Source organism: Pseudomonas sp. IzPS59 (genome assembly GCF_014863505.1).
Classification (GTDB): Bacteria; Pseudomonadota; Gammaproteobacteria; order Pseudomonadales; family Pseudomonadaceae; genus Aquipseudomonas; species Aquipseudomonas kribbensis.
This window is the reverse complement of record NZ_CP062251.1, coordinates 1,838,005-1,863,345: the sequence shown is the minus strand read 5'-3', so window position 1 is coordinate 1,863,345 and position 25,341 is coordinate 1,838,005. Positions and strand designations below refer to the sequence as shown.

General features: G+C 58.4%; 22 protein-coding genes. 5 read left to right on the top strand and 17 right to left on the bottom strand.

Features of this window, described 5'->3' with window-relative positions; translation table 11 throughout:
- Positions 1–219: 219 nt before the first annotated feature.
- The gene (locus IF189_RS08445; RefSeq protein ID WP_065260454.1) at positions 220–636 is read left to right on the top strand and encodes an OsmC family protein; all 417 of its coding nucleotides are present in this window, start codon (positions 220–222) and stop codon (positions 634–636) included.
- Between the two features lie 61 nt (positions 637–697).
- Positions 698–1,564, top strand: a complete 867-nt coding sequence (locus IF189_RS08440) for a pirin family protein (protein ID WP_192553117.1) — start codon at positions 698–700, stop codon at positions 1,562–1,564.
- A 69-nt stretch (positions 1,565–1,633) separates the two neighbouring features.
- Here IF189_RS08440 and IF189_RS08435 read toward each other — a convergent pair whose 3' ends face one another.
- From IF189_RS08435 to IF189_RS08415, 5 genes are all read right to left on the bottom strand, one after another.
- Positions 1,634–2,785: an integrase core domain-containing protein gene (locus tag IF189_RS08435; RefSeq protein ID WP_134828705.1), complete on the bottom strand. Its 1,152-nt coding sequence runs from the start codon at positions 2,783–2,785 to the stop codon at positions 1,634–1,636.
- 271 nt (positions 2,786–3,056) lie between these two features.
- Positions 3,057–3,785 (bottom strand): dienelactone hydrolase family protein, encoded by a 729-nt coding sequence (locus IF189_RS08430; protein ID WP_192553116.1) that lies wholly within the window; start codon positions 3,783–3,785, stop codon positions 3,057–3,059.
- Positions 3,786–3,853: 68 nt separating this feature from the next.
- A complete protein-coding gene (htpG, locus tag IF189_RS08425) occupies positions 3,854–5,758 on the bottom strand; it encodes a molecular chaperone HtpG (protein ID WP_085710674.1) in 1,905 nt (634 codons plus the stop codon).
- Between the two features lie 81 nt (positions 5,759–5,839).
- Complete coding sequence (locus tag IF189_RS08420) at positions 5,840–6,292, bottom strand: PaaI family thioesterase (RefSeq protein WP_085710558.1); 453 nt, start codon at positions 6,290–6,292, stop codon at positions 5,840–5,842.
- On the bottom strand, positions 6,289–6,765 hold the full coding sequence (locus tag IF189_RS08415) for a PaaI family thioesterase (RefSeq protein WP_134825919.1): 477 nt from the start codon (positions 6,763–6,765) through the stop codon (positions 6,289–6,291). Before IF189_RS08415 ends, IF189_RS08420 begins: the two co-directional genes overlap by 4 nt.
- A gap of 158 nt (positions 6,766–6,923) precedes the next feature.
- Here IF189_RS08415 and IF189_RS08410 point away from each other — a divergent pair, with 158 nt between their 5' ends.
- Positions 6,924–7,160: a hypothetical protein gene (locus tag IF189_RS08410; protein WP_085682944.1), complete on the top strand. Its 237-nt coding sequence runs from the start codon at positions 6,924–6,926 to the stop codon at positions 7,158–7,160.
- Positions 7,161–7,237: 77 nt separating this feature from the next.
- Here the strand turns inward: IF189_RS08410 and IF189_RS08405 are convergent, their stop codons facing one another.
- The 12 genes from IF189_RS08405 to sdhC all read right to left on the bottom strand — a co-directional run bounded on the left by IF189_RS08405 (position 7,238) and on the right by sdhC (position 21,549).
- Positions 7,238–7,639 carry an MAPEG family protein gene (locus tag IF189_RS08405; protein WP_192553115.1) on the bottom strand — a complete coding sequence of 134 codons (402 nt, stop codon included), beginning with the start codon at positions 7,637–7,639 and terminating at the stop codon, positions 7,238–7,240.
- Positions 7,639–8,376 (bottom strand): DUF599 domain-containing protein, encoded by a 738-nt coding sequence (locus IF189_RS08400; protein WP_085710553.1) that lies wholly within the window; start codon positions 8,374–8,376, stop codon positions 7,639–7,641. The genes IF189_RS08405 and IF189_RS08400 overlap by 1 nt, the downstream gene beginning before the upstream one ends.
- A gap of 150 nt (positions 8,377–8,526) precedes the next feature.
- Positions 8,527–9,840, bottom strand: a complete 1,314-nt coding sequence (gene brnQ / locus IF189_RS08395) for a branched-chain amino acid transport system II carrier protein (protein WP_085710552.1) — start codon at positions 9,838–9,840, stop codon at positions 8,527–8,529.
- Between the two features lie 329 nt (positions 9,841–10,169).
- Positions 10,170–11,054 carry a succinate--CoA ligase subunit alpha gene (gene sucD / locus IF189_RS08390; RefSeq protein WP_011333119.1) on the bottom strand — a complete coding sequence of 295 codons (885 nt, stop codon included), beginning with the start codon at positions 11,052–11,054 and terminating at the stop codon, positions 10,170–10,172.
- Positions 11,054–12,220 (bottom strand): ADP-forming succinate--CoA ligase subunit beta, encoded by a 1,167-nt coding sequence (sucC, locus tag IF189_RS08385; RefSeq protein WP_007959029.1) that lies wholly within the window; start codon positions 12,218–12,220, stop codon positions 11,054–11,056. The genes sucD and sucC overlap by 1 nt, the downstream gene beginning before the upstream one ends.
- 199 nt (positions 12,221–12,419) lie before the next feature.
- Complete coding sequence (lpdA, locus tag IF189_RS08380) at positions 12,420–13,856, bottom strand: dihydrolipoyl dehydrogenase (RefSeq protein WP_114881939.1); 1,437 nt, start codon at positions 13,854–13,856, stop codon at positions 12,420–12,422.
- 97 nt (positions 13,857–13,953) lie between these two features.
- Positions 13,954–15,174: a 2-oxoglutarate dehydrogenase complex dihydrolipoyllysine-residue succinyltransferase gene (gene odhB, locus IF189_RS08375; protein ID WP_114881938.1), complete on the bottom strand. Its 1,221-nt coding sequence runs from the start codon at positions 15,172–15,174 to the stop codon at positions 13,954–13,956.
- 42 nt (positions 15,175–15,216) lie between these two features.
- Entirely contained in the window at positions 15,217–18,048 is a 2,832-nt protein-coding gene (locus tag IF189_RS08370; RefSeq protein WP_085710549.1) for a 2-oxoglutarate dehydrogenase E1 component, read from the bottom strand.
- A 272-nt stretch (positions 18,049–18,320) separates the two neighbouring features.
- Positions 18,321–19,025 (bottom strand): succinate dehydrogenase iron-sulfur subunit, encoded by a 705-nt coding sequence (locus IF189_RS08365; protein ID WP_065260469.1) that lies wholly within the window; start codon positions 19,023–19,025, stop codon positions 18,321–18,323.
- A gap of 11 nt (positions 19,026–19,036) precedes the next feature.
- A complete protein-coding gene (sdhA, locus tag IF189_RS08360; RefSeq protein ID WP_085710547.1) occupies positions 19,037–20,809 on the bottom strand; it encodes a succinate dehydrogenase flavoprotein subunit in 1,773 nt (590 codons plus the stop codon).
- 3 nt (positions 20,810–20,812) lie between these two features.
- Positions 20,813–21,181 carry a succinate dehydrogenase, hydrophobic membrane anchor protein gene (gene sdhD, locus IF189_RS08355; RefSeq protein ID WP_085710546.1) on the bottom strand — a complete coding sequence of 123 codons (369 nt, stop codon included), beginning with the start codon at positions 21,179–21,181 and terminating at the stop codon, positions 20,813–20,815.
- Entirely contained in the window at positions 21,175–21,549 is a 375-nt protein-coding gene (gene sdhC / locus IF189_RS08350; RefSeq protein ID WP_011333113.1) for a succinate dehydrogenase, cytochrome b556 subunit, read from the bottom strand. Before sdhC ends, sdhD begins: the two co-directional genes overlap by 7 nt.
- 364 nt (positions 21,550–21,913) lie before the next feature.
- Between sdhC and gltA the strand changes: the two genes are divergently transcribed.
- Complete coding sequence (gene gltA / locus IF189_RS08345) at positions 21,914–23,203, top strand: citrate synthase (RefSeq protein WP_007959044.1); 1,290 nt, start codon at positions 21,914–21,916, stop codon at positions 23,201–23,203.
- 815 nt (positions 23,204–24,018) lie between these two features.
- A complete protein-coding gene (locus tag IF189_RS08340; protein ID WP_134828704.1) occupies positions 24,019–25,320 on the top strand; it encodes an IS4 family transposase in 1,302 nt (433 codons plus the stop codon).
- Positions 25,321–25,341 lie beyond the last annotated feature (21 nt).

Sequence of the window (25,341 nt, the reverse complement as noted above, 5' to 3'; positions counted from 1 at the left end):
CTTGAGCGCTGTTCGCCGCAAGATCAACGGCAAGTTACCTGAAAACCTTCAAGCAGATCAGCAGACGAAACACCGGCACAAGTATTCCTCGACTCACCGGCATAACCTGACGCTCTGCCGTACGCCGGCAAGAAAGTGGAACGCGCCTCTGCGGGAATGCTCTATACCTGCAAGGTCTTATTTGATCGAATGACTTTTCCTACTGCTTGCGAGGTTCACATGACCGTTACCGTCAATACCGTGTCCGCCGAAGGTTTCCGTCACACCGTACAGATCGATGAGCACGAACTGTTTACCGATGTCCCGACCACGGCCGGTGGCGAAGGCTCCGCGCCTGAACCCCACGACTATTTCGACGCCGCCCTTGGCGCCTGCAAGGCCCTGACCCTGAAGCTGTATGCGAAGAAAAAAGACATCCCGCTCACAGGCGTCGGTGTAGAGGTTAAACGCGACAACAGCCAGGAACAGAAAGGCAAATACGCCCTGCACGTCACCCTGACACTCAAAGGCGTGCTCACCGATGCCCAGCGTGAAGAACTGCTGCGCGTCGCCGATCGCTGCCCGATTCACAAACTGATGACCACCAGCGAAGTCACCATCGAAACCCACGCCCCACAAGGCTTCGACAGCCAGTAATCACCACGATGACACCGGCGGGTTATGCTCCACGCATCACCCGCCCAGCCTGGAATGGACCATGGACACCCAACCCCTGATCATCCGCCCGCGCGCCGAAGACGTCGAAGGCCAGCCGATCCTGCGCCCGCTGCCGTCAGCCAAATGCCGCAGCGTCGGGCCTTTCGTATTTTTCGATCACATGCTTGAAACGCTTTATCCCGCAGGCAAAGGGATGAACATCCGACAGCATCCGCACATCGGTCTGTCGACGTTGACCTATCTGTTCGAGGGGCAGATCCAGCACAAGGACAGCCTGGGCTCGGACCAGGTGGTCAAGGCCGGCGATGTCAGCTGGATGACCGCGGGCACGGCAATCGCTCACGTCGAGCGCACCCCCGAACCGCTATGGAAACAAAGCTTCAAGATGCACGGGCTGCAGGTCTGGCTCGCCTCGCCCAAGGATCACGAGCAAGGTCCGGGACATTACAGCCATCACCCGGCGTCGACGCTGCCGGTCAGCGATAACCTCGGCGTGCAGATCCGCATGATTGCGGGGTCAGGCTTTTGTCTGGAATCGCCGGTGCCGGTGCTTTCTCCGACGTTGTACGCGGAAGTAAAAATGCAAACGGCGACCACACTGCTGATCCCGACCGAACATGAAGAGCGGGCGCTGTATGTGTTGAGTGGTGATGTGCAATTGAACGGAGAAACCGTGGAGCCCCACGATCTGGTGGTGTTGCCGACCGGGGAAGAGATGAGCCTGTTCGCCGAGAGCGACAGTCACGCCGTGCTGTTCGGCGGCGCGCCACTGGACGGGCCACGGCGGATCAACTGGAATTTCGTCGCGAGCGATCCGGCGGTGATCGACGAGGCCCGGCGCAAATGGGCGGCTGGAGATTGGCCGACGGTGCCGGGGGAAGTCGAGCGGATTGAATTGCCGCGTTAAACCACCTGCCCTCACTGTAGAGACCGGTACATCCTTTACACATCAGACCGGGGACATCGTTTACACCTTTTACAGGCTTGATACGCGCTTGGCACCGCGTTCAAGCCTGCCTAAACAGAAGTTGCAAAGGTACAACTCCCACACGTCATCAGCCACTTCCTTCAGTGCGATGTCCTCGCCGATCAGCGCCTCGCCCAAAAACATTCGTTGCCCCTTCCACTTGAACTCGCCGTTCGAGCGAACCTTGCGTACCTCAACATCAGGGCCATATTCGACCGCAGGCAAGTAGCCCGGGTATGGGCGCAACGAAGGTCTGTAGACGGAAGCCGGCGGCTTCATGCCCAGCGCGGTGTGTGGTCGATCATGGTTGAAGTCCTGTACGAACTCTTCAAAGGCCAGTTGCTGGCGCACGAGATTTTCCGCAGGTGTCCGTAGTACCGCTGCTTTTAGGGTGCGGTGCATCCGTTCGTGTCGACCGTTCTGGTCAGGACGCCCTGGCGTGATTGTCTCGATGTGGATGCCATGCCTGATGAACCAGACGGACAGCTTCGATAGCCGCGCCAAACCGGTCGATGCGAAAGGTGCCCCGTTATCGGTGCGGATTACGTCCGGCAATCCAAACTCCCGGAAAGCCCATTCGAACCCCTGTCGCGTCGGCTCACTGTGCGTGCCGGGCAGCGCCCGGCAGAGCAGCAGATAGCGGCTCATCTGATCGGTAATGGTCAACGGATAGCACCAATTACCGTCCTGCATCCTGAACTGCCCTTTGAAGTCGGCACACCAGGTCTGGTTGGGTTCATCGGCCGGGCGTAAATGCGTCGGGGCACGCGGGCGCAAAGGATAGGGGCGCCGCGCAATGACCAAGCCAGCCTTCTTCAACCACGCCCCAGCAGTGCTCGCGGCCGGCCATGGGATCTGTGGATCGGACTTTCGCAGGCGATCAATGATCTGTTTGGGACCTCGATCCGGATGCTCGTTTTTCTTGGCCAGCAATGTGGCAATGATTTCATCCGGGGTTTGATGAGGGCAGTTCAAAGGCTTGCGGGATTGCTCTTTCAAGCCGTCCACGCCGAGCGCTGCATACCGATCCAGCCATTTATCGATAGTTGGACGGCTGACGCCGTAACGCCGGCTCAATTGACTCTTGGTGTAGCTGCCGCTGAGCCAGTCGCTGACTAATTTCACTCGCTGATCCATCGGGGACTCTTGATTCCAGGGCATGGTCAGTACCTCCTGACCATGATTGATACCTGTAAACCATGTCCCCGGTCTCAAACGTAAAGGATGTACCCGGTCTTTACCCACCCCGGCCCTCTCCCAGGGGGAGAGGGAGCCGACCGAGCTGTCTTGCGTTATACACCGACCTGAAAAATCTTGGCGATTATGGATTCAACACAGCCATTTCAGGTCGGTGTAATACTTGAGCATCCCCCAATCAGTCCCCTCTCCCTTCGGGAGAGGGTTAGGGTGAGGGGCTTTTGCTCTTCAGGCTTCAGCCGTTGAACACTTCTTCCAGCAAATCATGCATCGACTTGAAAGCGCGCTTGGCGGTCTTCGCGTCGTACATCATCTTGCCCGGCACATTGGCGTGCGGATCGGTGAACGAGTGCACCGCGCCGCCGTAGCTCAGCAACTGCCAGTCCACGCCAGCCGCGTTCATTTCGTCTTCGAATGCCGGCAGTTGCTCTTTCGGCACCAGCGGATCGGAAGCACCGTGCAGCACCAGCACCGAGCCCTTGATGTTCTTCGCGTCCGCCGGGTTCGGCGAATCCAGCGTGCCGTGGAACGACACAGCAGCCTTGACCGCTGCACCGGTACGGGCCAGATCCAGCGCACAGCAACCGCCGAAGCAGAAACCGAACACCGCCAGTTTCGAGGTATCGACTGCGGCTTCGCCCTGCTTCTGCAACTGTTCGAAGGCTGCCTGCATACGCTTGCGCAGCAATGCACGGTCATTTTTCAGCGGCATCATCGCCGCACCCGCTTGGTCGCCGTTCTGCGGACGCACGGCCTGGCCGTACACGTCGGCGATCAGCACCACATAACCCTTGGCCGCCACGGATTTGGCGATCTCTTCCGCGCCAGCGCTGACGCCCATCCAGTTCGGTGCCATCAACAGGCCCGGACGTGCGCCTTTGTGCTCGGCGTCGAACGCCAGACGACCTTCATAAGGCTGGCCATCGATCTGATAGACCACGGAACGTACAGTGACTTGGCTCATTTCTGACTCCTGATGGGTTGAATACCAGAATGAAAAAACCCGCCGAAGCGGGTTTTTCTACATTTCGATCAAGCCGACAGCTCAACCAGCAGCTTGTTCAGACGGCTTACGTAAGCAGCCGGGTCTTTCAAGCTGTCGCCCGCCGCCAGGGCGGCCTGGTCGAAGAGGATGTGCGACAGGTCGCCAAAACGCTCTTCGCTGGTCTCGTTGTCGAGTTTCGCGATCAACGGGTGGCTCGGGTTGAATTCGAAGATCGGCTTCGAATCCGGCACCTTCTGCCCGCTGGCCTCGAGGATCTGACGCATCTGCAGACCCAGATCCTGCTCGCCGATGGCCAGAATGGCTGGAGAATCGGTCAGGCGATGGGAAACGCGGACTTCGGCAACGGACTCGCCCAGCGCGGTTTTCAGGCGCTCGACCAGACCTTCCTTCGACTTGGCGACTTCTTCTGCGGCCTTCTTGTCCTCTTCCGAGTCCAGGTTGCCCAGGTCCAGGTCACCGCGCGCGACATCGACAAAGCTCTTGCCGTCGAACTCGCTCAGGTAGCTCATCAGCCACTCGTCGATGCGGTCGGTCAGCAGCAGCACTTCGATGCCTTTCTTGCGGAAGACTTCCAGGTGCGGGCTGTTCTTGACCTGCGCGTAGGTTTCGCCGGTGAGGTAGTAGATCTTGTCCTGACCTTCCTTGGCGCGGGCCAGGTAGTCGGCCAGACCGACGATCTGCTCGCCGTCGCCTTCGGTGGTCGATGCGAAACGCAGCAGACCGGCAATTTTTTCCTTGTTGGCGAAATCTTCAGCCGGGCCTTCTTTCATGACCTGACCAAAGTTTTTCCAGAAGCCCTTGTATTGCTCAGGCTCGTTCTTCGCCAGTTTTTCCAGCATGTCCAGCACGCGCTTGGTCAGCGCCGACTTCATCGAGTCGATGATCGGGTCTTTCTGCAGGATTTCCCGCGACACGTTCAGCGACAGGTCGTTGGAGTCGACCACGCCCTTGATGAAGCGCAGGTACAGCGGCAGGAACGACTCGGCCTGATCCATCACGAACACGCGCTGTACGTACAACTTCAGGCCTTTCGGCGCTTCACGCTGGTACAGATCGAACGGGGCACGGGCCGGCACGTACAGCAGCGAGCTGTACTCGAGCTTGCCTTCGACCTTGTTATGGCTCCACGACAGCGGATTTTCGAAGTCGTGGGCGATGTGTTTGTAGAACTCCTGGTATTCCTCATCCTTCACTTCGGTGCGAGGACGGGTCCACAGGGCGCTGGCGCGGTTGACGGTTTCCCATTCAACTTCAGGTTTCTCTTCGCCTTCGGCAGCGGCCACTTCTTTCGGCAGCTCGATCGGCAGCGCGATGTGGTCGGAGTACTTCTTGATGATGTTGCGCAGGCGCCAGCCATCGGCAAACTCGTCTTCACCGGATTTCAGGTGCAGAACGATACGGGTGCCACGCTCTGGCTTGTCGATGGTGGCGACTTCGAATTCGCCCTCGCCTTTCGACGACCAGTGCACGCCTTCGCTGGCAGCGGAGCCGGCGCGACGGCTGTATACGTCAACCTGGTCGGCAACGATGAAAGCGGAATAGAAACCCACGCCGAACTGACCGATCAGGTGCGAATCCTTCTTCTGGTCGCCCGACAGGTTTTTCATGAAATCGGCGGTGCCGGATTTGGCGATGGTACCCAGGTGGGTGATTACATCGTCGCGGTTCATGCCGATGCCGTTGTCTTCGAGGGTGACGGTCTTGGCGTCCTTGTCGAAGCTCACACGGATTTTCAGTTCAGCGCCACCTTCGAGCAACTCAGGCTTGGCCAGGGCTTCGAAGCGCAACTTGTCGACGGCGTCGGAGGCGTTCGAGATCAATTCGCGAAGGAAGATTTCCTTGTTGGAATACAGCGAATGGATCATGAGGTGCAGCAGTTGCTTCACCTCGGTCTGGAAGCCCAGGGTTTCCTTTTGAGTTTCCACACTCATGGTCATCAAACTCCAATCAGATGGCATTGGCCGCGACCCAGATGGTCTGCGGCGGGTTGTTCACTGAGTTGGGGGCGGTGTTCAGGATTTCAAGGGCTCGTCGATTTTGAAGTGGGCGCGGGCGGTGGCAATCGGTTCACTTTCGGTGCTTTGCCAGGCCGTGACCGCGACGTTGGCCACCCGCCGCCCCTGACGGCAGACCTGACACCGGGCCCAGGTATCGCGGAACTGCCCGGCCCGCAGGTAATCCAGGGAAAAGTCGATGATCTTCGGCACGCCGGGCGCACCGGTGAAAATCAGCAGATGCAGCGCAGCGGACAGCTCCATGAACCCGGCGATCACTCCGCCGTGGATCGCCGGCAATAAAGGGTTACCAATGTTGTCCTTGTTCGCCGGCAACTTGAACAGCAGGTCATCACCGACCCGAGCGCACTCGACGCCGATCAGTCCGGCATAGGGAATCAACGCCAGCAGCGGCGCATAGTCACCCTTCTCGTGGGCTTCTTGCAGTTGCTGCTTGAAATCATCGCTCATGGGTTTTCTCCCTTGATCGCGCCACCAAAGCCTTTCGTACCTTTGAGCCCCTTGCCCATGCGCATGAATGTTCCGACGACATGGGCAATCGGCTGCTCGGGATCGTCCTGGTAGGCGAAGCCCCGGGCGAAGATCACGTCGGTGGTGACCCGGTAGCACTGGGCGAAACCGTAGACATCTTTGTGCGGTTCGGCGGCGTGCATGTAGTCGATGCGTAAATCCAGGGTCGGACAGACTTCGAATTCCGGCAGCACGCACAAGGTGGACATGCCGCACGCAGTGTCCATCAGCGACGTGATCGCCCCGCCGTGGACCACGCCGGTCAGCGGGTTGCCAACGATTTGTGCGCTGTACGGCAAGACCACCGTCAGGCCTTCGCTGCTGGCGCTGTGCACTTTCAAACCCAGTACCTGGCAGTGGCGCAGGGCCGAGAGAAAGCGGGTCGCACGCTCAAAAACAGGGTTTTCGGCCATTTGATCATTACTCTTGTTAGTCACTGTTCCCGGTAGTGGAAAGAACAGCAAAAGTTCCATTGCAAAACAAACTTATATATCTGTGAGAAATGAGGAACTTAACCCTTGGGGCTGCGCTCTTAAGGCCAGTAGTTATTTTCCATAAGGAGAAACACCCCATGCGTAAGACTTTAGCTATTGCCTTGATGTTGACCGCTTCCCTCGGTCTCGCTGCCTGCGATAAAAAATCCGAGGACAAAGCTCAAGATGCCAACCAACATGCTGAACAAGCTCAGCAGAAAATGAATGAAGCTCAGGATAAAGTGAACGACGCGGCGAAAGAAAACGCCGAAGCCGCCAAAGATCAGGCCGAATCGAACGCTGCCGCTGCAGATGAAGCTGCCAAGAAGCAATAAGTCGCTTCTCGATGGCAAAAAAGAAAACCCGCCAAGTGCGGGTTTTCTTTTGCCTGTCATTTTCTGGTAATGCCTTGTTAGAGCAATGCGGTTTTAAAAGTCGGACTAATCATCAGCAACAATGAACACACTAAGCCGATCAGCCACACCAGACTGCGCAGTTTGGGAATATCGGCCAGGTAGAACCACAGATAGAGAATCCGTGCGATCACAAAGATGATCGCCAACGTATCGATCAACCATCCCGCCGTTTGCGTGGTATGCGCCATCAGCACACCCACGGCAAACGGGATGAACGCTTCAATGCTGTTCTGATGTGCCGCCAGTGCCCGGGCGCCGTAGCCGGTGAGTTGCGCCTGTTGCTGACGCGGCAAGTGGTTGTTGTAACCGCCCTGCTCTTTCATGGCCTTGCCCACGGGCATGCGCGCCACGTAAATCAACAATGCACTGATAAACACACACCAGAACGGAATACTCATCAAGCAGCCTCTTTGATCGTTTCGGGCAACGGCGCCTCTGTAGGGGTATAGACCATTACATCGAGTACGTCGGAATGAAACTCGCGGCGATACAACACGAGTACCACACCCGCACTCATCAGCATGAACAGCCACGGGCTGACGAACCACGCCAGCATGCTCATGCCGAAGTAATAGGAGCGCAGACCGAAGTTGAACTGGTTCGCCGCCATCGAAATCACCCGCGCCGCCCGGGAAGCAAACGCCTTGCGCTCCTGCTCGGACACCTGACGCTCACCGATCATCGGCGCCGAGCCCACCAGAACCGCCGCAAAGTTGTACTGACGCATGCACCAACTGAACGTGAAGAAGGCATAGACAAACACCAGCGCCAGGCACAGCAGCTTGATCTCCGACATGCCCTGAGAGGCCTGCTGCACCATCGGGATGTCCGCCAGCAACGACACTGCACGCTCCGAGGCGCCGAGCACAGTCAGGATGCCGGCCAGGATGATCAGTGTGCTGGAAGCGAAGAACGAGGCGTTGCGCTCCAGGTTGCCGATCACGCTGGCATCGGCAATGCGGTTGTCACGCAGCAGCATGCGGCGCATCCAGTCTTCGCGGTACAGGTGCAACACGCTGGCCAGGCACGCGGTGTCACGGGCCTTCCAGGTGGCATAACGGGTGTAACCGCCCCAGCAGATGACGAACCAGAGCGCGGCAAGCAGGTGGATCAGGTTGGCTTGGATGAACGACATGCAAATTCCTGTGTGGAAGATTTCGGCTCCCCTTCGACGTTAGCCGAAAGGAAAAGACACTGCCTGACGCCCATAAAAAATGCCCCGTATCGATTGATACGGGGCATTTCTGTTTAATCGCTCAAGCCCGCTTGTGACGGGCCGGCAATCTTAAGCCAGGGCTTCGGCGCGCTTGCCCAGCAGGCGGTCACAAACCACTGCGACCACCAGAGTCATCACGCATGGCACCAGCCACGCCAGGCCCTGCTCGCTCAGCGGCAGGTGGGACAGTTGCGATGGCATCCAGTCGGCCAGGCCGGCACCTTTCAAGGCGTCAATCGTGCCGAACACGAACGAGACCAGCATCACCGGGCCCATGATGCGGCTCTGCTCATGCCAGAACGCGGCACAGAAGCTCAGGGCCACCAGCACGATGCACGGCGGGTAGATCGCGGTCAGCACCGGGATCGAGAACGCGATCAGCTTGGTCAGGCCCAGGTTGGACACCAGCAGCGAAAACGCCGCAAGGATGATGACCAGCGTCTTGTAGGACAGCGGCACGATGCGGCTGAAATATTCGGCGCAGGCACAGGTCAGGCCGACCGCAGTCACCAGACACGCCAGGGAGATCAGCACCGCGAGGAAACCGCTGCCCAGCGAACCGAAGGTATGTTGCACGTAAGCATGCAGCACCGCCGCGCCGTTGGTTGCCCCTGCGGCCACTTCATGGCTGCCGGAACCCAGACGGAACAGGCTGACATACACCAGCGCCAGACCGACGCCGGCGATCAGACCCGCGATGATCGCGTAACGGGTGATCAGTGCCGGCGATTCAACGCCACGGGAGCGGATCGCGTTGACGATGACGATGCCGAACACCAGGGCGCCCAGGGTATCCATGGTCAGGTAACCATTGATGAAGCCTTGGGAGAACGGCGCAGCGACGTATTCCGGAGTGGCCACACCGATGTCACCGGCCGGCAGCGCGAACGCGGCAATGCCGAGTACCGCCAGGGCGATGATCTTCAGCGGCGCGAGGAAACGCCCCACGGTATCCAGCAGACGGCCCGGATAGAGCGAAATGAAGAACACCAGCAGGAAGTACACCGAGCTGTAAAGGAACAGCGCCAGCGGGCTTTCGCCGGTCAGCGGCGCCAGACCCACTTCAAAGGACACGGTCGCGGTACGCGGCGTGGCGAACAACGGGCCGACCGCCAGATAGCACGCGGCTGCCAGCACACCACCGGCAATCTTGCCGATCGGCGTGCTCAGCGCATCCATCGCTCCGCCCACCTTGGCCAGCGCGACAACGGTGATCACTGGCAGACCGACCGCCGTGATCAGGAAGCCCAGCGCCGCCATCCAGACGTTGGGTCCGGACTGCAAACCGACGATAGGCGGGAAGATGATGTTGCCGGCCCCGACGAACAGGGCGAATGTCATAAAGCCAAGTGCCAGGATGTCCTGACCTTTCAAAACTTTCATTAAGGAAATACCACACTACTGAATCGGAATTTAGAGGGGGATTTCCCTGTGGGGTTAGGGAAATGCTGTCAATCCGTATAAGACTGACCCGTTTAGCGCGTTGCATGCCTTGTGGGCGGCAGACGCAAAAATGGCTGCTAGCCTAACGAATTTGTCTGACAAACGCACTGTTTGAGGGCGAACTATCCGATACGCGACGTGTCTGTGTCGCGTTTTTGCATGTAATTGGGCAGGTGCCTATAAATCGCCATCGTCAAACCGAACATCAGAAACGACAAAGGCCACCCGAAGGTGGCCTTTGTTGCTGGAGCTGAAAAGTCAGCCGAAGCTTACTTCTTCACTTCCCAGCCAGTCAGCTCGGCCAGGGCCTTGCCGATGTCTGCCAGCGAACGCACGGTTTTCACGCCTGCGTCTTGCAGAGCAGCGAATTTCTCGTCTGCAGTGCCTTTGCCGCCGGAGATGATTGCGCCAGCATGGCCCATGCGCTTGCCCGGAGGAGCAGTCACACCAGCGATGTAGGAAACAACCGGCTTGGTCACGTTGGCCTTGATGTAGGCAGCCGCTTCTTCTTCAGCCGAACCGCCGATCTCGCCGATCATTACGATCGCTTCGGTCTTCGGGTCTTCCTGGAACAGCTTCAGGATGTCGATGAAGTTCGAACCCGGGATCGGGTCACCGCCGATGCCGACGCAAGTCGACTGACCGAAACCGGCGTCAGTGGTCTGCTTCACAGCTTCGTAGGTCAGGGTGCCGGAACGGGAAACGATACCGACCTTGCCTGGCAAGTGGATGTGACCTGGCATGATGCCGATCTTGCACTCGCCCGGAGTGATCACGCCTGGGCAGTTAGGGCCGATCAGGGTAACACCCAGCTCGTCGCACTTAACTTTCGCGTCCAGCATGTCCAGGGTAGGAATGCCTTCGGTGATGCAGACGATCAGCTTGATGCCGCCGAATGCCGCTTCCAGGATCGAGTCCTTGCAGAAAGGAGCCGGAACGTAGATCACGCTGGCGGTGGCGCCAGTGGCTTCTACGGCTTCTTTCACGGTGTTGAACACAGGCAGGTTCAGGTGAGTGGTGCCACCTTTGCCTGGAGTCACGCCGCCAACCATTTTGGTGCCGTAGGCAATGGCTTGTTCGGAGTGGAAAGTACCCTGCGCGCCGGTGAAGCCCTGGCAGATTACTTTGGTGTCTTTATTGATCAGGACGCTCATTACTTGCCCTCCGCAGCTTTAACGACTTGTTGAGCAGCGTCGGTCAGGCTGGTAGCAGCGATGATGTTCAAACCGCTTTCTGCCAGTACTTTAGCGCCCAGTTCAGCGTTGTTGCCTTCAAGACGAACAACAACCGGGATTTTCACGCCGACTTCTTTCACTGCACCGATGATGCCTTCGGCAATCATGTCGCAACGAACGATGCCGCCGAAGATGTTAACCAGTACTGCAGCGACATTGCTGTCGGACAGAATGATCTTGAAAGCTTCGGTAACGCGTTCTTTGGTAGCACCACCACCTACGTCGAGGAAGTTGGCTGGCTTGCCGCCGTGCAGGTTGACGATGTCCATGGTACCCATGGCCAGGCCGGCACCGTTCACCATGCAGCCGATGTTGCCTTCCAGCGCTACGTAGTTCAGTTCGAACTTGGCAGCGTGCGCTTCGCGCGGATCGTCCTGGGACGGATCGTGGAAAGTCTTCAGCTTAGGCTGACGGTACATTGCGTTGGCGTCGATGTTGATCTTGGCGTCCAGGCAGTGCAGATCGCCGTCAGCCTTGATCACCAGCGGGTTCACTTCCAGCAGAGCCAGGTCGTGATCCTTGAACAGCTTGGCCAGACCTACGAAGATCTTGGCGAACTGAGCAACCTGCTTGCCTTCCAGACCCAGCTGGAATGCCAGCTCGCGACCCTGGAACGGCTGAGCGCCAACCAGTGGATCGATAGTGGCTTTCAGAATTTTTTCTGGAGTGTCGTGAGCGATTTTCTCGATGTCCACGCCACCTTCGGTGGAAGCCATGAACACGATGCGACGGCTCGAACGGTCAACGACAGCGCCCAGGTACAGCTCTTTAGCGATATCAGTGCACGATTCAACCAGGATCTTGGTGACTGGCTGGCCATTGGCATCAGTCTGGTAAGTCACCAGACGCTTGCCCAGCCACTGCTGTGCGAAGGCTTTGGCGTCTTCTTTGCTGCGAACCAGCTTGACGCCGCCCGCTTTACCGCGACCACCGGCGTGAACCTGGGCTTTGACAACCCACTCGTTGCCGCCGATTTTGTCGCAAGCTTCTGCTGCTGCTTCCGGGGTGTCTACTGCGAAACCAGTGGAAACTGGCAGGCCGTATTCAGCGAACAGCTGCTTACCCTGATACTCGTGAAGATTCATGCTTTTTACCGTCTTCGTTAGGTACTGCGCATTCGGCGCTGCGCTCTTGATGAGTGCCGCGCCACCTGTGACTGCTGCTTGCGTAGCCTTTCCGGATACCCGGTGCAGCTACGCAAGGCTGCGTCCAGCGGACATTCCGCGGTGAGTCTTGCACGCAAGGCTCACGACGGGCCGTACCGCCGTGGTTTCTTATTGTGTCTTAACGCTTCTTGCGGTTGGCAATGTGGATGGCGCCGCCATTCACTGCCAGAGCTGCTTCGTGCAAGGCTTCGGACAGGGTCGGATGAGAGAAAACCATCATGCCCAGGTCTTCAGCGCTGGTGCCGAATTCCATACCGATCGCGCCCTGCTGAACCAGTTCTGCAGCGCTCGGGCCAATCACGTGCACGCCCAATACGCGGTCAGTCTTGGCATCGGCGATGACCTTGACGAAACCACCGGTATCGTTGGCGGCCATGGCACGGCCGGATGCTGCGAACGGGAAGGTGCCGACGTTAACTTCAACGCCTTCAGCTTTCAAGGCCTGCTCGGTTTTACCAACCCATGCGATTTCCGGGTGAGTATAAATAACCGAAGGGATCAGGTCATAGTTCATCTGGGCCTTGTGGCCCTTGATGCGCTCGACAACCATGATGCCCTCTTCCGAGGCTTTGTGAGCCAGCATCATGCCGCGAACCACGTCACCGATGGCGTAAACGCCCGGTACAGTGGTGGCGCAGTGATCGTCAACGTGCACGAAACCGCGCTCGTCCAGGGTCACGCCGCTGTCGGCAGCCAGCAGATCAGTGGTCACCGGACGGCGACCAACGGCTACGATCAGCTTGTCGAAAGTGATGGTCTGTTCGCCGTTGGCATCGGTGTAGTTCACAACGACTTCGTCGCCGTTCACTTTCGAACCGGTTACGCGAGCGCCCAGCTTGATATCCAGACCCTGTTTGGTCAGGGTTTTCAGCGCTTCCTTGGAAACAGCGGTGTCCGCTGCCATCAGGAAGGTGTCCAGGGCTTCCAGGACAGTCACTTCTGCACCCAGACGCGACCATACCGAACCCAGCTCCAGACCGATCACGCCAGCGCCGATCACGCCCAGACGCTTAGGTACGGCCTGGAATTCCAGGGCACCAGTCGAATCGACGATGACTTTCTGATCAACCGGAGCCGGTGGAATGTCGATCGGACGCGAACCTGGCGCCAGGATGACGTTTTCGGCTTCGATGACTTCAACCGAGCCGTCCGGCTTGGTGACTTCGACTTTCTTGCCGGCCAGCAGTTTGCCGTGGCCCTGGATCGAAGTAACGCCGTTGGCCTTGAACAGGGTGGCAACGCCGCCGGTCAGGTTCTTGACGATGCCGGCCTTGCGGCCAACCATCGCAGCGACGTCCATTTTGACTTCGCCGGTCGAGATACCGTGAACGTTGAAGCTTTCTTTGGCTTCCTTGTATTTCCAGGAGCTGTCCAGCAGCGCCTTGGACGGAATGCAGCCTACGTTCAGGCAGGTGCCGCCCAGGGCTTGCTTGCCTTCAGCATCGGTGTACTTCTCGATGCAGGCAGTGCTCAGACCGAGTTGCGCGGCCTTGATGGCAGCTACGTAGCCGCCAGGGCCGGCACCGATCACTACTACGTCAAATTTCTGCGACATTCAAAAAATCCTCTTTAGCGAAAAGCTTCAAGCCGCAAGCTGCAAGCCAGACTGCCGTCTCCGGCAGCCTGAAACCTGCAGCTCATGGCTGCTTCTATCAGATATCCAGCAACAGACGAGCCGGATCTTCCAGCAGGTTCTTGATGGTCACCAGGAAAGTCACAGCTTCTTTGCCATCGATCAGACGGTGATCGTAGGACAGTGCCAGGTACATCATCGGACGGATAACGACCTGACCGTTGATGGCCATCGGACGCTGGATGATGTTGTGCATGCCCAGAATCGCTGCCTGCGGCGGGTTGACGATCGGGGTCGACATCATCGAACCGAAGGTACCACCGTTGGTGATGGTGAAGGTACCGCCGGTCATCTCGTCCATCGACAGTTTGCCGTCACGGGCCTTCTTGCCGAAGGTGGCGATGCCGCCTTCGATTTCAGCCAGGCTCATGTGTTCGGCGTTACGCAGAACCGGAACTACCAGGCCACGGTCGCTGGAAACAGCAACGCCGATGTCGGCATAACCGTGGTAAACGATGTCGTTGCCGTCGATCGAAGCGTTGACCGCCGGGAAGCGTTTCAGCGCTTCGGTGGCAGCCTTCACGAAGAACGACATGAAGCCCAGGCGTACGCCGTTGTGGGACTTCTCGAACAGATCCTTGTACTTCGAACGCAGGGCCATGACTTCGGTCATGTCGACTTCGTTGAAAGTGGTCAGCATCGCCATGTTCGACTGGGCTTCAACCAGACGCTTGGCAACGGTGGCGCGAACGCGGGTCATCGGAACGCGCTTCTCGATGCGGTCGCCAGCGGCGAACACAGGAGCGGCAGCGGCCGGAGCAGCAGCTTTCGGTGCAGCAGCCGGAGCGGATTTCTTCGCTTCAACAGCGGCAACCACGTCTTCCTTGGTCACACGGCCGTCTTTGCCGGTGCCTTTTACGGAAGCCAGGTTGATGCCGTTTTCTTCGGCCAGCTTGCGAGCAGCCGGAGCAGCGATCGCGTCTTCGTCAGCGCCGGCAGCAGCCGGGGCAGCGGCAGCAGCGGCCGGAGCAGCAGCGGCAGCCGGAGCAGCGGCAGCAGCGCCGCCTTCAACGATGGAGCCCAGGACTTCGTCGGACAGGACGGTGTCGCCCTCGCCCTTGACGATTGCGCCCAGCACGCCGTCGGCGGTGGCCAGCACTTCCAGTACGACCTTGTCGGTTTCGATGTCGACGATCAGTTCGTCACGCTTGACGGCGTCGCCCGGTTGTTTGTGCCAGGTGGCAACGGTGCCATCGGCAACCGATTCCGGGAAAGTGGGGGCTTTGATCTCGATAGCCATTGTCTGTGGTTCCTTAAATTCGGTTTCAGGTGCGCGAAGGCGTTAAACGGTAAACGCGTCTTGCAGCAGTTTTTCCTGCTGCTCGGCGTGCATCGATGCGTAACCACATGCAGGTGCAGCAGAAGCCTCACGACCCGCGTACTCAAGTACGAGAGATTTGTTGAGGTTGCTGATGCTGCGACGCAGGTGGTGCTGGCTGCAGTACCAGGCGCCCTGGTTCATCGGCTCTTCCTGGCACCAGACAGCCGCTTTGGCGTTGGTGTAAGGAGCCAGGACTTCTTTCAAGTCGTCCTCAGGGAATGGGTACAGCTGCTCGATACGCACGATGGCGATATCTTCGCGGCCTTCGGCACGGCGTTTTTCCAGCAGGTCGTAGTAGACCTTGCCGCTGCACAGAACCACGCGCTCGACCTTTTTCGGGTCCAGTGCATCGATTTCCGGGATAACGGTCTGGAACGAACCTTCGGCCAGATCTTCCAGCGTCGAGATTGCCAGTTTGTGACGCAGCAGCGACTTCGGAGTCAGGACTACCAGCGGCTTGCGCAGCGGGCGGATCACCTGACGACGCAGCAAGTGGTAGATCTGCGCCGGAGTCGTCGGCATGCACACCTGAATGTTGTGCTCGGCGCACAGCTGCAGGTAACGCTCAAGACGTGCCGAGCTGTGCTCAGGGCCCTGGCCTTCGTAGCCGTGCGGCAGCAGCATGGTCAGACCGCAGAGACGGCCCCACTTGTGCTCGCCGCTGGTGATGAACTGGTCGATAACAACCTGTGCACCGTTGGCGAAGTCGCCGAACTGGGCTTCCCAGATCACCAGCGCGTTTGGCGTGGTGGTCGAGTAACCGTATTCGAATGCCAGTACCGCTTCTTCCGACAGGAACGAGTCGTACAGGTCGAAGCGTGGCTGACCTTCGTACAGGTGTTTCAGCGGAATGTAGGTGCCGGCATCTTTCTGGTTGTGCAGAACAGCGTGACGGTGCGAGAACGTACCGCGGCCGATGTCCTGACCGGTCATGCGGATCGGGTGACCTTCGAACGCCAGGGTCGCGTACGCCATGGTTTCGGCGTAACCCCAGTTGATCGGCAGGCCGCCGGCTTGCATCTTCTGACGGTCTTCGTAGATCTTCGCGACCTGACGCTGAACCACGAAGCCTTCCGGAATTTCCAGCAGCTTGGCGGACAGTTCCTGCAGGGTCTTCAGATCGAAGCGAGTGTCGTGACGCGCAGTCCAGGCGTGGCCCAGATACGGACGCCAGTCCACGAACAGCTCTTTGTTCGGCTCTTTGACCAGCGATTTCACTACGTGCAGACCGTTGTCCAGCGCGTTGCGGTATTCGTCGACTTTCGCCTGAACACGCTCTGCGTCCAGCACACCGCCCTGGGTCAGACGATCAGCGTACAGCTCACGGGTGGTGCGCTGCTTGGTGATCTGCTGATACATCAGAGGCTGGGTGCCGCTTGGCTCGTCGGCCTCGTTGTGGCCGCGACGACGGTAGCAGACCAGGTCGATCACTACGTCACGCTTGAACTGCATGCGGTAGTCGATGGCCAGCTGGGTAACGAACAGTACGGCTTCCGGATCATCGCCATTCACATGGAGGATCGGCGCCTGGATCATCTTCGCAACGTCGGTGGCGTACTCGGTGGAACGCGAGTCCAGCGGGTTGCTGATGGTGAAACCGACCTGGTTGTTGATCACGATGTGCACGGTACCGCCGGTCTTGAAACCGCGGGTCTGCGACATCTGGAAGGTTTCCATCACCACGCCCTGACCTGCGAATGCAGCGTCACCGTGGATGGAGATCGGCAGTACTTTTTCGCCGGTCGCGTCGTTGCGACGGTCCTGACGGGCACGTACCGAACCTTCGACCACCGGGGAAACGATTTCCAGGTGGGACGGGTTGAACGCCATGGCCAGGTGAACTTCACCGCCGGCGGTCATCACGTTGGACGAGAAGCCCTGGTGGTATTTAACGTCACCGGAACCCAGCTCGACCTTCTTCTTGCCTTCGAACTCGTCGAACAGCTCGCGCGGGTTCTTGCCGAAGGTGTTGACCAGCACGTTCAGACGGCCACGGTGGGCCATGCCGATGACGACTTCCTTGGTGCCGTACGAGCCGGAACGCTGGATCAGTTCGTCGAGCATCGGAATCAGGCTTTCGCCGCCTTCCAGACCGAAACGCTTGGTGCCCGGGTATTTGGTGCCCAGGTATTTTTCCAGGCCTTCACCGGCAGTCACGCGCTCGAGCAGGTGGCTCTTGATGTCCGCGGAGTATTCCGGACGGCCACGTACGCTTTCCAGACGCTGCTGGAACCACTGGCGCTGCTCGGAATCGGTGATGTGCGTAAATTCAGCGCCGATGGTGCGGCAATATGTCTGCTGCAACGCTTCGTGAATTTCGCGTAGGCTCGCTTCCTCTTTGCCGATGAACAGGTCGCCGGCACGGAAGGTCGTATCAAGATCGGCATTGGTCAAGCCGTAATGATTGATCGACAGGTCTGCAGGTGCAGGACGCTGCCACAGCCCCAGCGGGTCAAGCTGGGCTGCCTGGTGGCCACGCATACGGTAGGCCTGGATCAATCGCAGCACTTCAACTTGCTTCTTCTCGTGCTCACTGCTCACGCTGCCGGCGGAAACCGGTTGGGCGCGGCGCTGGTTCTTCGCCAGCAGCACGAAATGATCGCGAATTGTGGAGTGCGAAACATCGGTGGCAGAGCCGCCGTCGGCGGGCAGCTTCTGAAAGTAGGTGCGCCACTCTTCTGGCACAGCGTTAGGGTCGTGCAGGTAGAGCTCATAAAGCTCTTCCACATAGGCAGCGTTTCCACCTGAAAGGTAGGCGCTGTTCCACATGCGCTGCATCACGCTTTCTTGCATGCTTGGTCACCCTCGGTTAGGGGAACACCATCGGTGTCGACACCGAGCAAACTTGCAGAAGTCCGAATGCAGCGACCAAAACAAGCCACTTAGGATCACACTGATAGTCCGGGTACCAGCCCGGATGCCCCTGCTTGTCTCATTTCTTCAAAATAAGAGCCGCAGCTTATGGCTGTTGCTCTGGTTATAGCCAGGGCGCGGGTTGAAGCCCGCGCCTTGACCTGTACGGTGCAGCGATGCCGCTTTTTACAGCGGCAGTTACAGCTTCTGAATCACACGCCGCTCGAAAGCAGCATGTTACGGATGTGACCGATGGCCTTAGTCGGGTTCAGGCCTTTCGGACATACGTTGACGCAGTTCATGATGCCCCGGCAGCGGAAGACGCTGAACGGGTCATCGAGGGACGCCAGACGCTCGGACGTCTTGGTGTCACGGCTGTCTGCCAGGAAGCGATACGCTTGCAGCAGAGCAGCTGGACCCAGGAATTTGTCCGGGTTCCACCAGAAGGACGGGCAAGAGGTCGAGCAGCAGGCGCACAGGATGCACTCGTACAGACCGTCGAGCTTTTCACGCTCTTCAGGGGACTGCAGACGCTCGATGGCCGGAGCCGGCGTGTCGTTCTGCAGGAATGGCTTAACCTTCTCGTATTGCTTGTAGAAGATGCTCATATCGACGACCAGGTCACGGATAACCGGCAAACCTGGCAGAGGACGGATGACCAACTTGTTACCTTTGACGACAGCGGACAGCGGCGTGATGCACGCCAGGCCGTTCTTGCCGTTGATGTTCATGCCGTCGGAACCGCAAACACCTTCACGGCAGGAGCGACGATAGGAGAAACCCTCGTCCTGCTCTTTGATCAGGGCCAGCACGTCCAGCACCATCAGGTCCTTACCACCGGTATCGACCTGGAATTCCTGCATGAACGGCGCAGCGTCCTGATCAGGGTTGTAACGATAAACACTGACTTTCAACATGGCGGTCACCCTTAATAAGTCCGGACTTTTGGTTCGAAAGTCGGAACAGTCTTCGGCGAGAAGTTCACGGCACGCTTGGCGACACGTTTCTCACCCGGGAAGTACAGGGTGTGGCACAGCCAGTTTTCGTCGTCACGGTCTTCGAAGTCTTCACGGGCGTGAGCGCCGCGGGACTCTTTACGCACTTCGGCAGCAATGGCGGTAGCTTCAGCCACTTCCAGCAGGTTTTGCAGTTCCAGCGCTTCGATACGTGCAGTGTTGAACGCCTGCGACTTATCGTTGATCTTCACGTTGGCGATGCGCTTGCGCAGATCGGCCAGCTGGGCAATACCCTTCTGCATGTATTCGCCGGTACGGAATACACCGAAGTAGTTCTGCATGCAGCTTTGCAGCTCGCGACGCAGGGTAGCGACGTCTTCGCCGTCGGTACGGTTGTTCAGCGCGCTCAGGCGTGCCAGGGCAGCTTCGATGTTGGCTTCGGTGGCGTCATCGTATTCGATGCCGTCAGTCAGAGCCTTCTCGAGGTGCAGGCCGGCAGCGCGACCGAAGACCACCAGGTCGAGCAGCGAGTTGCCGCCCAGACGGTTGGCGCCGTGAACCGATACGCAAGCCACTTCACCTACGGCGAACAGACCAGGAATGATCTGATCCACGCCTTCGGCGTTCTGGGTGATCGCCTGGCCGTGAATGTTGGTGGCAACGCCGCCCATCATGTAGTGGCAGGTCGGAACAACCGGAACCGGAGCAACCACCGGGTCAACGTGAGCGAAAGTCTTCGACAGTTCGCAGATGCCTGGCAGACGGCTGTGCAGCACTTCCTCGCCCAGGTGGTCGAGTTTGAGCATTACGTGGTCGCCATTCGGACCGCAACCGTTGCCAGCGATGATTTCCTTAACCATCGAGCGGGCAACCACGTCACGACCAGCCAGGTCTTTGGCGTTCGGAGCATAACGCTCCATGAAACGCTCGCCGTGCTTGTTGATCAGGTAACCACCTTCACCACGGCAACCTTCGGTAACCAGTACACCGGCGCCGGCGATGCCGGTCGGGTGGAACTGCCACATTTCAATGTCTTGTACCGGTACGCCAGCACGCAGAGCCATGCCGACGCCGTCACCGGTGTTGATCAGGGCGTTGGTGGTGGACGCATAGATACGGCCTGCACCGCCGGTCGCCAGTACGGTGGCCTTGGCGCGGATGTAGGTGGTTTCACCGGTTTCGATGCAGATTGCGATCACACCGACGAAGTCGCCTGCGTCGTTCTTGACCAGATCGACAGCGTAGTACTCGTTCAGGAACGTGGTACCGGCTTTCAGGTTGCCCTGATAAAGGGTGTGCAGCAGCGCGTGACCGGTACGGTCGGAAGCGGCGCAGGTACGGGCAGCCTGCCCGCCTTTACCGTAATCCTTCGACTGACCGCCGAACGGACGCTGGTAGATACGGCCGGTTTCGGTACGCGAGAACGGCAGACCCATGTGGTCCAGCTCGAAAACGGCAGCCGGGCCTTCCTGACACATGTATTCGATAGCGTCCTGGTCACCAATGTAGTCGGAACCCTTGACGGTATCGTACATGTGCCAGCGCCAGTCATCGTTCGGGTCAGCGGACGCGATGGCGCAGGTGATGCCGCCCTGGGCGGATACAGTGTGCGAACGGGTCGGGAAGACCTTGGTGATCACGGCAGTCTTGTGACCGCCCTGTGCCAGCTGCAGCGCAGCGCGCATGCCGGCACCGCCGCCACCAATGATGATGGCGTCGAAAGAAATCGTTGGAATGTTAGCCATGAATCAGATACCCCAGAGAATCTGCACACCCCAGACGAAGTAAGCGAACATCGCGACGCCGCATACTGCCTGGAAAAGGAAACGTACTGCAGTCGCGGACTTGCCCAGCGCCATCGGCGTCAGGTAGTCGGTCGCGATGGTCCACATGCCGACCCAGGCGTGAGCGCCCAGGGCAACCAGTGCCAGCAGACTGAAGATACGCATTCCGTTGTGGGCGAACAGGCCATGCCATTGTTCATAACCGATGCCCGGGTGAGCGGCGAGGTAGCCGATCAGGAAAATGAAATAAGCCGCGAGAACGACCGCAGACACACGCTGTGCCATCCAGTCATAGAGGCCCGAACGCGAAAGGTTTGTAACGCTGGTTACCATATCCAAACTCCTGCCAGAACGATCAGCACCACGGAAACGGCGATGATCAGTTTCGAGCCCAGGCGGCCGCCTTCCAGCGTCTCACCGATGCCCATGTCCATGATCAAGTGGCGCACACCGGCAACCAGGTGATACAGCAGAGCGGACAGGAGGCCCCATGCTACGAACTTGGCCAGCGGGCTGGTCAAGCATGCCTTCACCTCGACATAACCTTCCTCGGAACCCAGGGATTTGCCCAATGCATAAAGCATGATGCCGAGGCCCAGGAAGAGGATGATGCCGGAAACACGGTGAAGAAACGACGTAACGCCGGTGATGGGGAGTTTGATGGTCCTTAGGTCTAGGTTTACAGGTCGTTGGCTTTTCACGGCTTTTTTTTCACACTGAAGAGCCCCTAACAATCAGGGCAAAGTTGTTGGGGAGTGCACTGGTCAGGTAACCACCACCCAGGGATGCGACCCCCAATGAAAGCAAGCCCAAAAGCCCTTGGCGGTCGGTCGCCGAGTATAGACAGTTAGGCTACTAATGACAACGCAATCGCCTACCCCCAATAGCTGATTGCACAAGTTGTATAAAAGGCGTAAATGGCAGGCAATTTCGAGGAAAAAGTGCGGTTAAAGCCTTCTGGAGCAAGACTTTAGGCAAATTGACATTCGAATTTATCTCACTATAGTGGTGCGGGCCCTGCGTGGGGGGTCTGTCTGATGATTTCAAGCATAAATAGGAGGCCACATGGCTGACAAAAAAGCGCAGTTGATCATCGAGGGCGCAGCCCCCGTCGAGCTGCCCATTTTAACCGGCACCGTTGGTCCCGATGTAATCGATGTTCGGGGCCTGACGGCCACGGGCCGCTTCACTTTCGACCCCGGTTTCATGTCGACCGCTTCCTGCGAATCGAAGATCACCTATATCGACGGCGACAACGGCATCCTGTTGCACCGCGGCTACCCGATCGAACAACTGGCTGAAAAGTCGGACTACCTGGAAACCTGCTACCTGCTGCTGAACGGCGAACTGCCGACTGCAGAGCAAAAGGCCCAGTTCGTCGGCACCGTGAAGAACCACACCATGGTTCACGAGCAGCTGAAAACCTTCTTCAACGGCTTCCGCCGTGACGCCCACCCGATGGCCGTCATGTGTGGTGTAGTCGGCGCCCTCTCGGCCTTCTACCACGACTCCCTCGACATCAATAACCCGCAGCATCGCGAAATCTCCGCGATCCGCCTGGTTGCCAAGATGCCGACCCTGGCCGCGATGGTTTACAAGTACTCCATGGGCCAACCCATGATGTACCCGCGCAACGACCTGTCGTACGCGGAAAACTTCCTGCACATGATGTTCAACACCCCGTGCGAGATCAAACCGATCAGCCCGGTACTCGCCAAGGCCATGGACCGGATCTTCATCCTCCACGCCGACCACGAGCAGAACGCTTCGACCTCCACCGTGCGCCTGGCGGGCTCCTCGGGTGCCAACCCGTTCGCCTGTATCGCCGCCGGTATCGCCGCACTGTGGGGCCCTGCCCACGGCGGTGCGAACGAAGCCGTGCTGACCATGCTCGATGAAATCGGCGATGTCTCGAACATCGACAAGTTCATCGCCAAGGCCAAGGACAAGAACGATCCGTTCAAGCTGATGGGCTTCGGTCACCGCGTCTACAAGAACCGCGACCCACGTGCGACCGTGATGAAGCAGACCTGCGACGAAGTGTTGAAGGAACTGGGCATCCAGAACGATCCGCAACTCGAACTGGCCATGCGCCTGGAAGAGATCGCCCTGACCGACCCGTACTTCATCGAGCGCTCGCTGTACCCGAACGTCGACTTCTACTCGGGGATCATCCTCAAGGCGATCGGCATTCCGACCAGCATGTTCACTGTGATCTTCGCCCTGGCACGTACTGTCGGCTGGATCTCGCACTGGAAGGAAATGCTCTCCAGCCCGTACAAGATTGGCCGTCCGCGCCAGCTGTACACTGGTTATGAGTCGCGGGATATCACCAAGCTGGAAGACCGCAAATAAGACTTGTCTTGCGATAACGTCTTAAGTTGTAACGAGAACGGCCTCCATGTGAATGGGGGCCGTTTTTGTTTGGGGTATCTCAGCGGCCTTTGGGCCGACTGTTTTTTGTAGATTGGGTACATATCCGTTTCTTCGGGTGCTGCCGCTGGCGGTTTCGCTCTTACAGCGACTCACTTTTCCAAACGCCGAAAAGTAAGCAAAAGGCTTTGCCCCGGCGTACGGCACTTCGCTTAGGCTCAGTGTTCCCTCGCTACGGCGTCCATCAGGGGGCATCGCCTACGGTTTGCTTCGCTGCACCTCCTCTCGATGTATGCGGCTACGCCGCACGGCGCTGCGCGCCTACCCCCTGATGAACACCTCCGCTCGGCCTGCCGAAGGGGCAAAAAATCAAAAGCCACATCAAGAGCATCCCCCTGCTCACCACTCAACACTCAACACGATGAGCGTTAGCTCAAGTACCGCTTTTGATCTTCGGGCGACGTCGGAAGGCTGAGTGGAGGGATTTATCCGGGGGTGGGAGCGCAGCGACCGTTTGGCGAAGCCAAACACATCGAGAGGAGGTGCAGCGAAGCAAACCGTAGGCGATGCCCCCCGGATGAATTCCGGAGCGAAGGAACCCCGAGCCCCAGCGAGCGGGCCGGACGTAGGAGCAAGCGTTTTTGGTTACTTTTGAGGCGTTTGTCAAAAGTGACCCGCCGTAAGGGCCATCCCTTTCAAGGTCTTTGGTTAAAATGCCCCAAAAATTCAGTCAGGACGACGAAGCGATGTGGGCAGAGGTTTTAGCGAGGTTCGAGAAAAAAGCACCTGCCAGCGTTATGGCCAAATTGGCACTGGAGCACGCTATTGCCCCTGAGTGGGTTGATCAGGTCTTCGAAGAACATCGGCAACGGCAGTATTCTCGTGAGCTGTTGTTCTCGACCATTATCAAGCTGATGTCCCTTGTTTCATTGGGCTTGAAGCCTTCCCTGCACGCCGCCGCGCGGCAACTGGAAGATCTTCCTGTCAGTCTGGCGGCGCTCTACGACAAGATCAGTCGTACCGAGCCAGCTCTGTTGCGCGCACTGGTCACGGGCTGTGCGCAGCGCCTGGCTCCAACCATCAAGGAGTTGGGTTGCACGCAGATGCTGCCGGAGTGGCAGGTCCGGGTGGTAGACGGTAATCACTTGGCATCCACCGAGAAACGACTGGGGGCTTTACGCCACGAGCGTGGTGCCGCTCGACCCGGTTTCTCGGTGGTTGTCTACGACCCCGACCTGGACCAGGTCATCGACCTGCAGGCGTGCGAGGATGCCTACGCAAGCGAGCGTGTTTGCGTGTTGCCTCTCTTGGCCGATGCCGAGCCGGGCCAGGTGTGGCTGGCCGATCGACTCTATTGCACGCTCCCGGTCATGGAGGCTTGCGAGCAGGTCAAAACCTCCTTTGTCATTCGTCAACAAGCCAAGCATCCACGCCTGATTCAAGAGGGGCATTGGCAAGAACCAGTGCCTGTAAACACGGGCACTGTGCGTGAGCAGATTATTCAGGTCAGAGGCGGTTACCAGTGTCGGCGTGTTGAACTGACGCTTCACTCGCCAACGGACTCGGGTGACAGCAGCTTGATGTTCTGGAGCAACCTGCCTGAAAGCATCAGCGCACAGCAGATCGCGGAACTCTATCGCCGTCGCTGGAGCATAGAAGGCATGTTCCAGCGACTGGAAGCAATCCTGGAAAGCGAAATCGAAACCCTTGGTAGTCCAAAGGCTGCATTGCTCGGGTTCGCTACCGCGGTATTGGCCTACAACGTCCTGGCCGTACTCAAGCGAAGCGTCGAGCAAGCCCATCAGGATACTCAGCCTGACGGCTGGGAAGCCTCAACCTATCACTTGGCGGTTCAGGTCCGGAGTGGTTATGAAGGCCTGCAAATCGCGCTGCCCCTGGAATATTTTCCCGTCATACCTCTGGAAAAACTGGCCCAGCGCTTGTTGGAACTGGCCAGAAACATCCAACCCAAACAAGTTGCGAAAAGTCCACGGGGCCCCAAGGTGCCTAAACCCAAAACATGGGTGCAAGGCACTGCGGTGCATGCACATGTTTCAACGGACCGGGTAATCAAGGCCGCTAAAACGAAAAGACCTTGAAAGGGATGGCCGTAAGGGCGG

Bases quoted from the DNA above. Each gene is read 5' to 3' on its own strand.
- IF189_RS08430 (WP_192553116.1), bottom strand. From the start codon at position 3,785: ATGAGCCAAGTCACTGTACGTTCCGTGGTCTATCAGATCGATGGCCAG.
- brnQ (WP_085710552.1), bottom strand. From the start codon at position 9,840: ATGAAAGTTTTGAAAGGTCAGGACATCCTGGCACTTGGCTTTATGACA.
- htpG (WP_085710674.1), bottom strand. From the start codon at position 5,758: ATGAGTGTGGAAACTCAAAAGGAAACCCTGGGCTTCCAGACCGAGGTG.
- sucD (WP_011333119.1), bottom strand. From the start codon at position 11,054: ATGAGCGTCCTGATCAATAAAGACACCAAAGTAATCTGCCAGGGCTTC.
- sucC (WP_007959029.1), bottom strand. From the start codon at position 12,220: ATGAATCTTCACGAGTATCAGGGTAAGCAGCTGTTCGCTGAATACGGC.
- IF189_RS08340 (WP_134828704.1), top strand. From the start codon at position 24,019: ATGGCCAAATTGGCACTGGAGCACGCTATTGCCCCTGAGTGGGTTGAT.
- IF189_RS08415 (WP_134825919.1), bottom strand. From the start codon at position 6,765: ATGGCCGAAAACCCTGTTTTTGAGCGTGCGACCCGCTTTCTCTCGGCC.
- sdhA (WP_085710547.1), bottom strand. From the start codon at position 20,809: ATGGCTAACATTCCAACGATTTCTTTCGACGCCATCATCATTGGTGGC.
- odhB (WP_114881938.1), bottom strand. From the start codon at position 15,174: ATGGCTATCGAGATCAAAGCCCCCACTTTCCCGGAATCGGTTGCCGAT.
- lpdA (WP_114881939.1), bottom strand. From the start codon at position 13,856: ATGTCGCAGAAATTTGACGTAGTAGTGATCGGTGCCGGCCCTGGCGGC.
- gltA (WP_007959044.1), top strand. From the start codon at position 21,914: ATGGCTGACAAAAAAGCGCAGTTGATCATCGAGGGCGCAGCCCCCGTC.
- IF189_RS08405 (WP_192553115.1), bottom strand. From the start codon at position 7,639: ATGAGTATTCCGTTCTGGTGTGTGTTTATCAGTGCATTGTTGATTTAC.
- IF189_RS08400 (WP_085710553.1), bottom strand. From the start codon at position 8,376: ATGTCGTTCATCCAAGCCAACCTGATCCACCTGCTTGCCGCGCTCTGG.
- IF189_RS08410 (WP_085682944.1), top strand. From the start codon at position 6,924: ATGCGTAAGACTTTAGCTATTGCCTTGATGTTGACCGCTTCCCTCGGT.
- sdhD (WP_085710546.1), bottom strand. From the start codon at position 21,181: ATGGTAACCAGCGTTACAAACCTTTCGCGTTCGGGCCTCTATGACTGG.
- IF189_RS08445 (WP_065260454.1), top strand. From the start codon at position 220: ATGACCGTTACCGTCAATACCGTGTCCGCCGAAGGTTTCCGTCACACC.
- IF189_RS08435 (WP_134828705.1), bottom strand. From the start codon at position 2,785: ATGCCCTGGAATCAAGAGTCCCCGATGGATCAGCGAGTGAAATTAGTC.
- IF189_RS08440 (WP_192553117.1), top strand. From the start codon at position 698: ATGGACACCCAACCCCTGATCATCCGCCCGCGCGCCGAAGACGTCGAA.
- IF189_RS08420 (WP_085710558.1), bottom strand. From the start codon at position 6,292: ATGAGCGATGATTTCAAGCAGCAACTGCAAGAAGCCCACGAGAAGGGT.
- IF189_RS08370 (WP_085710549.1), bottom strand. From the start codon at position 18,048: ATGCAAGAAAGCGTGATGCAGCGCATGTGGAACAGCGCCTACCTTTCA.
- IF189_RS08365 (WP_065260469.1), bottom strand. From the start codon at position 19,025: ATGTTGAAAGTCAGTGTTTATCGTTACAACCCTGATCAGGACGCTGCG.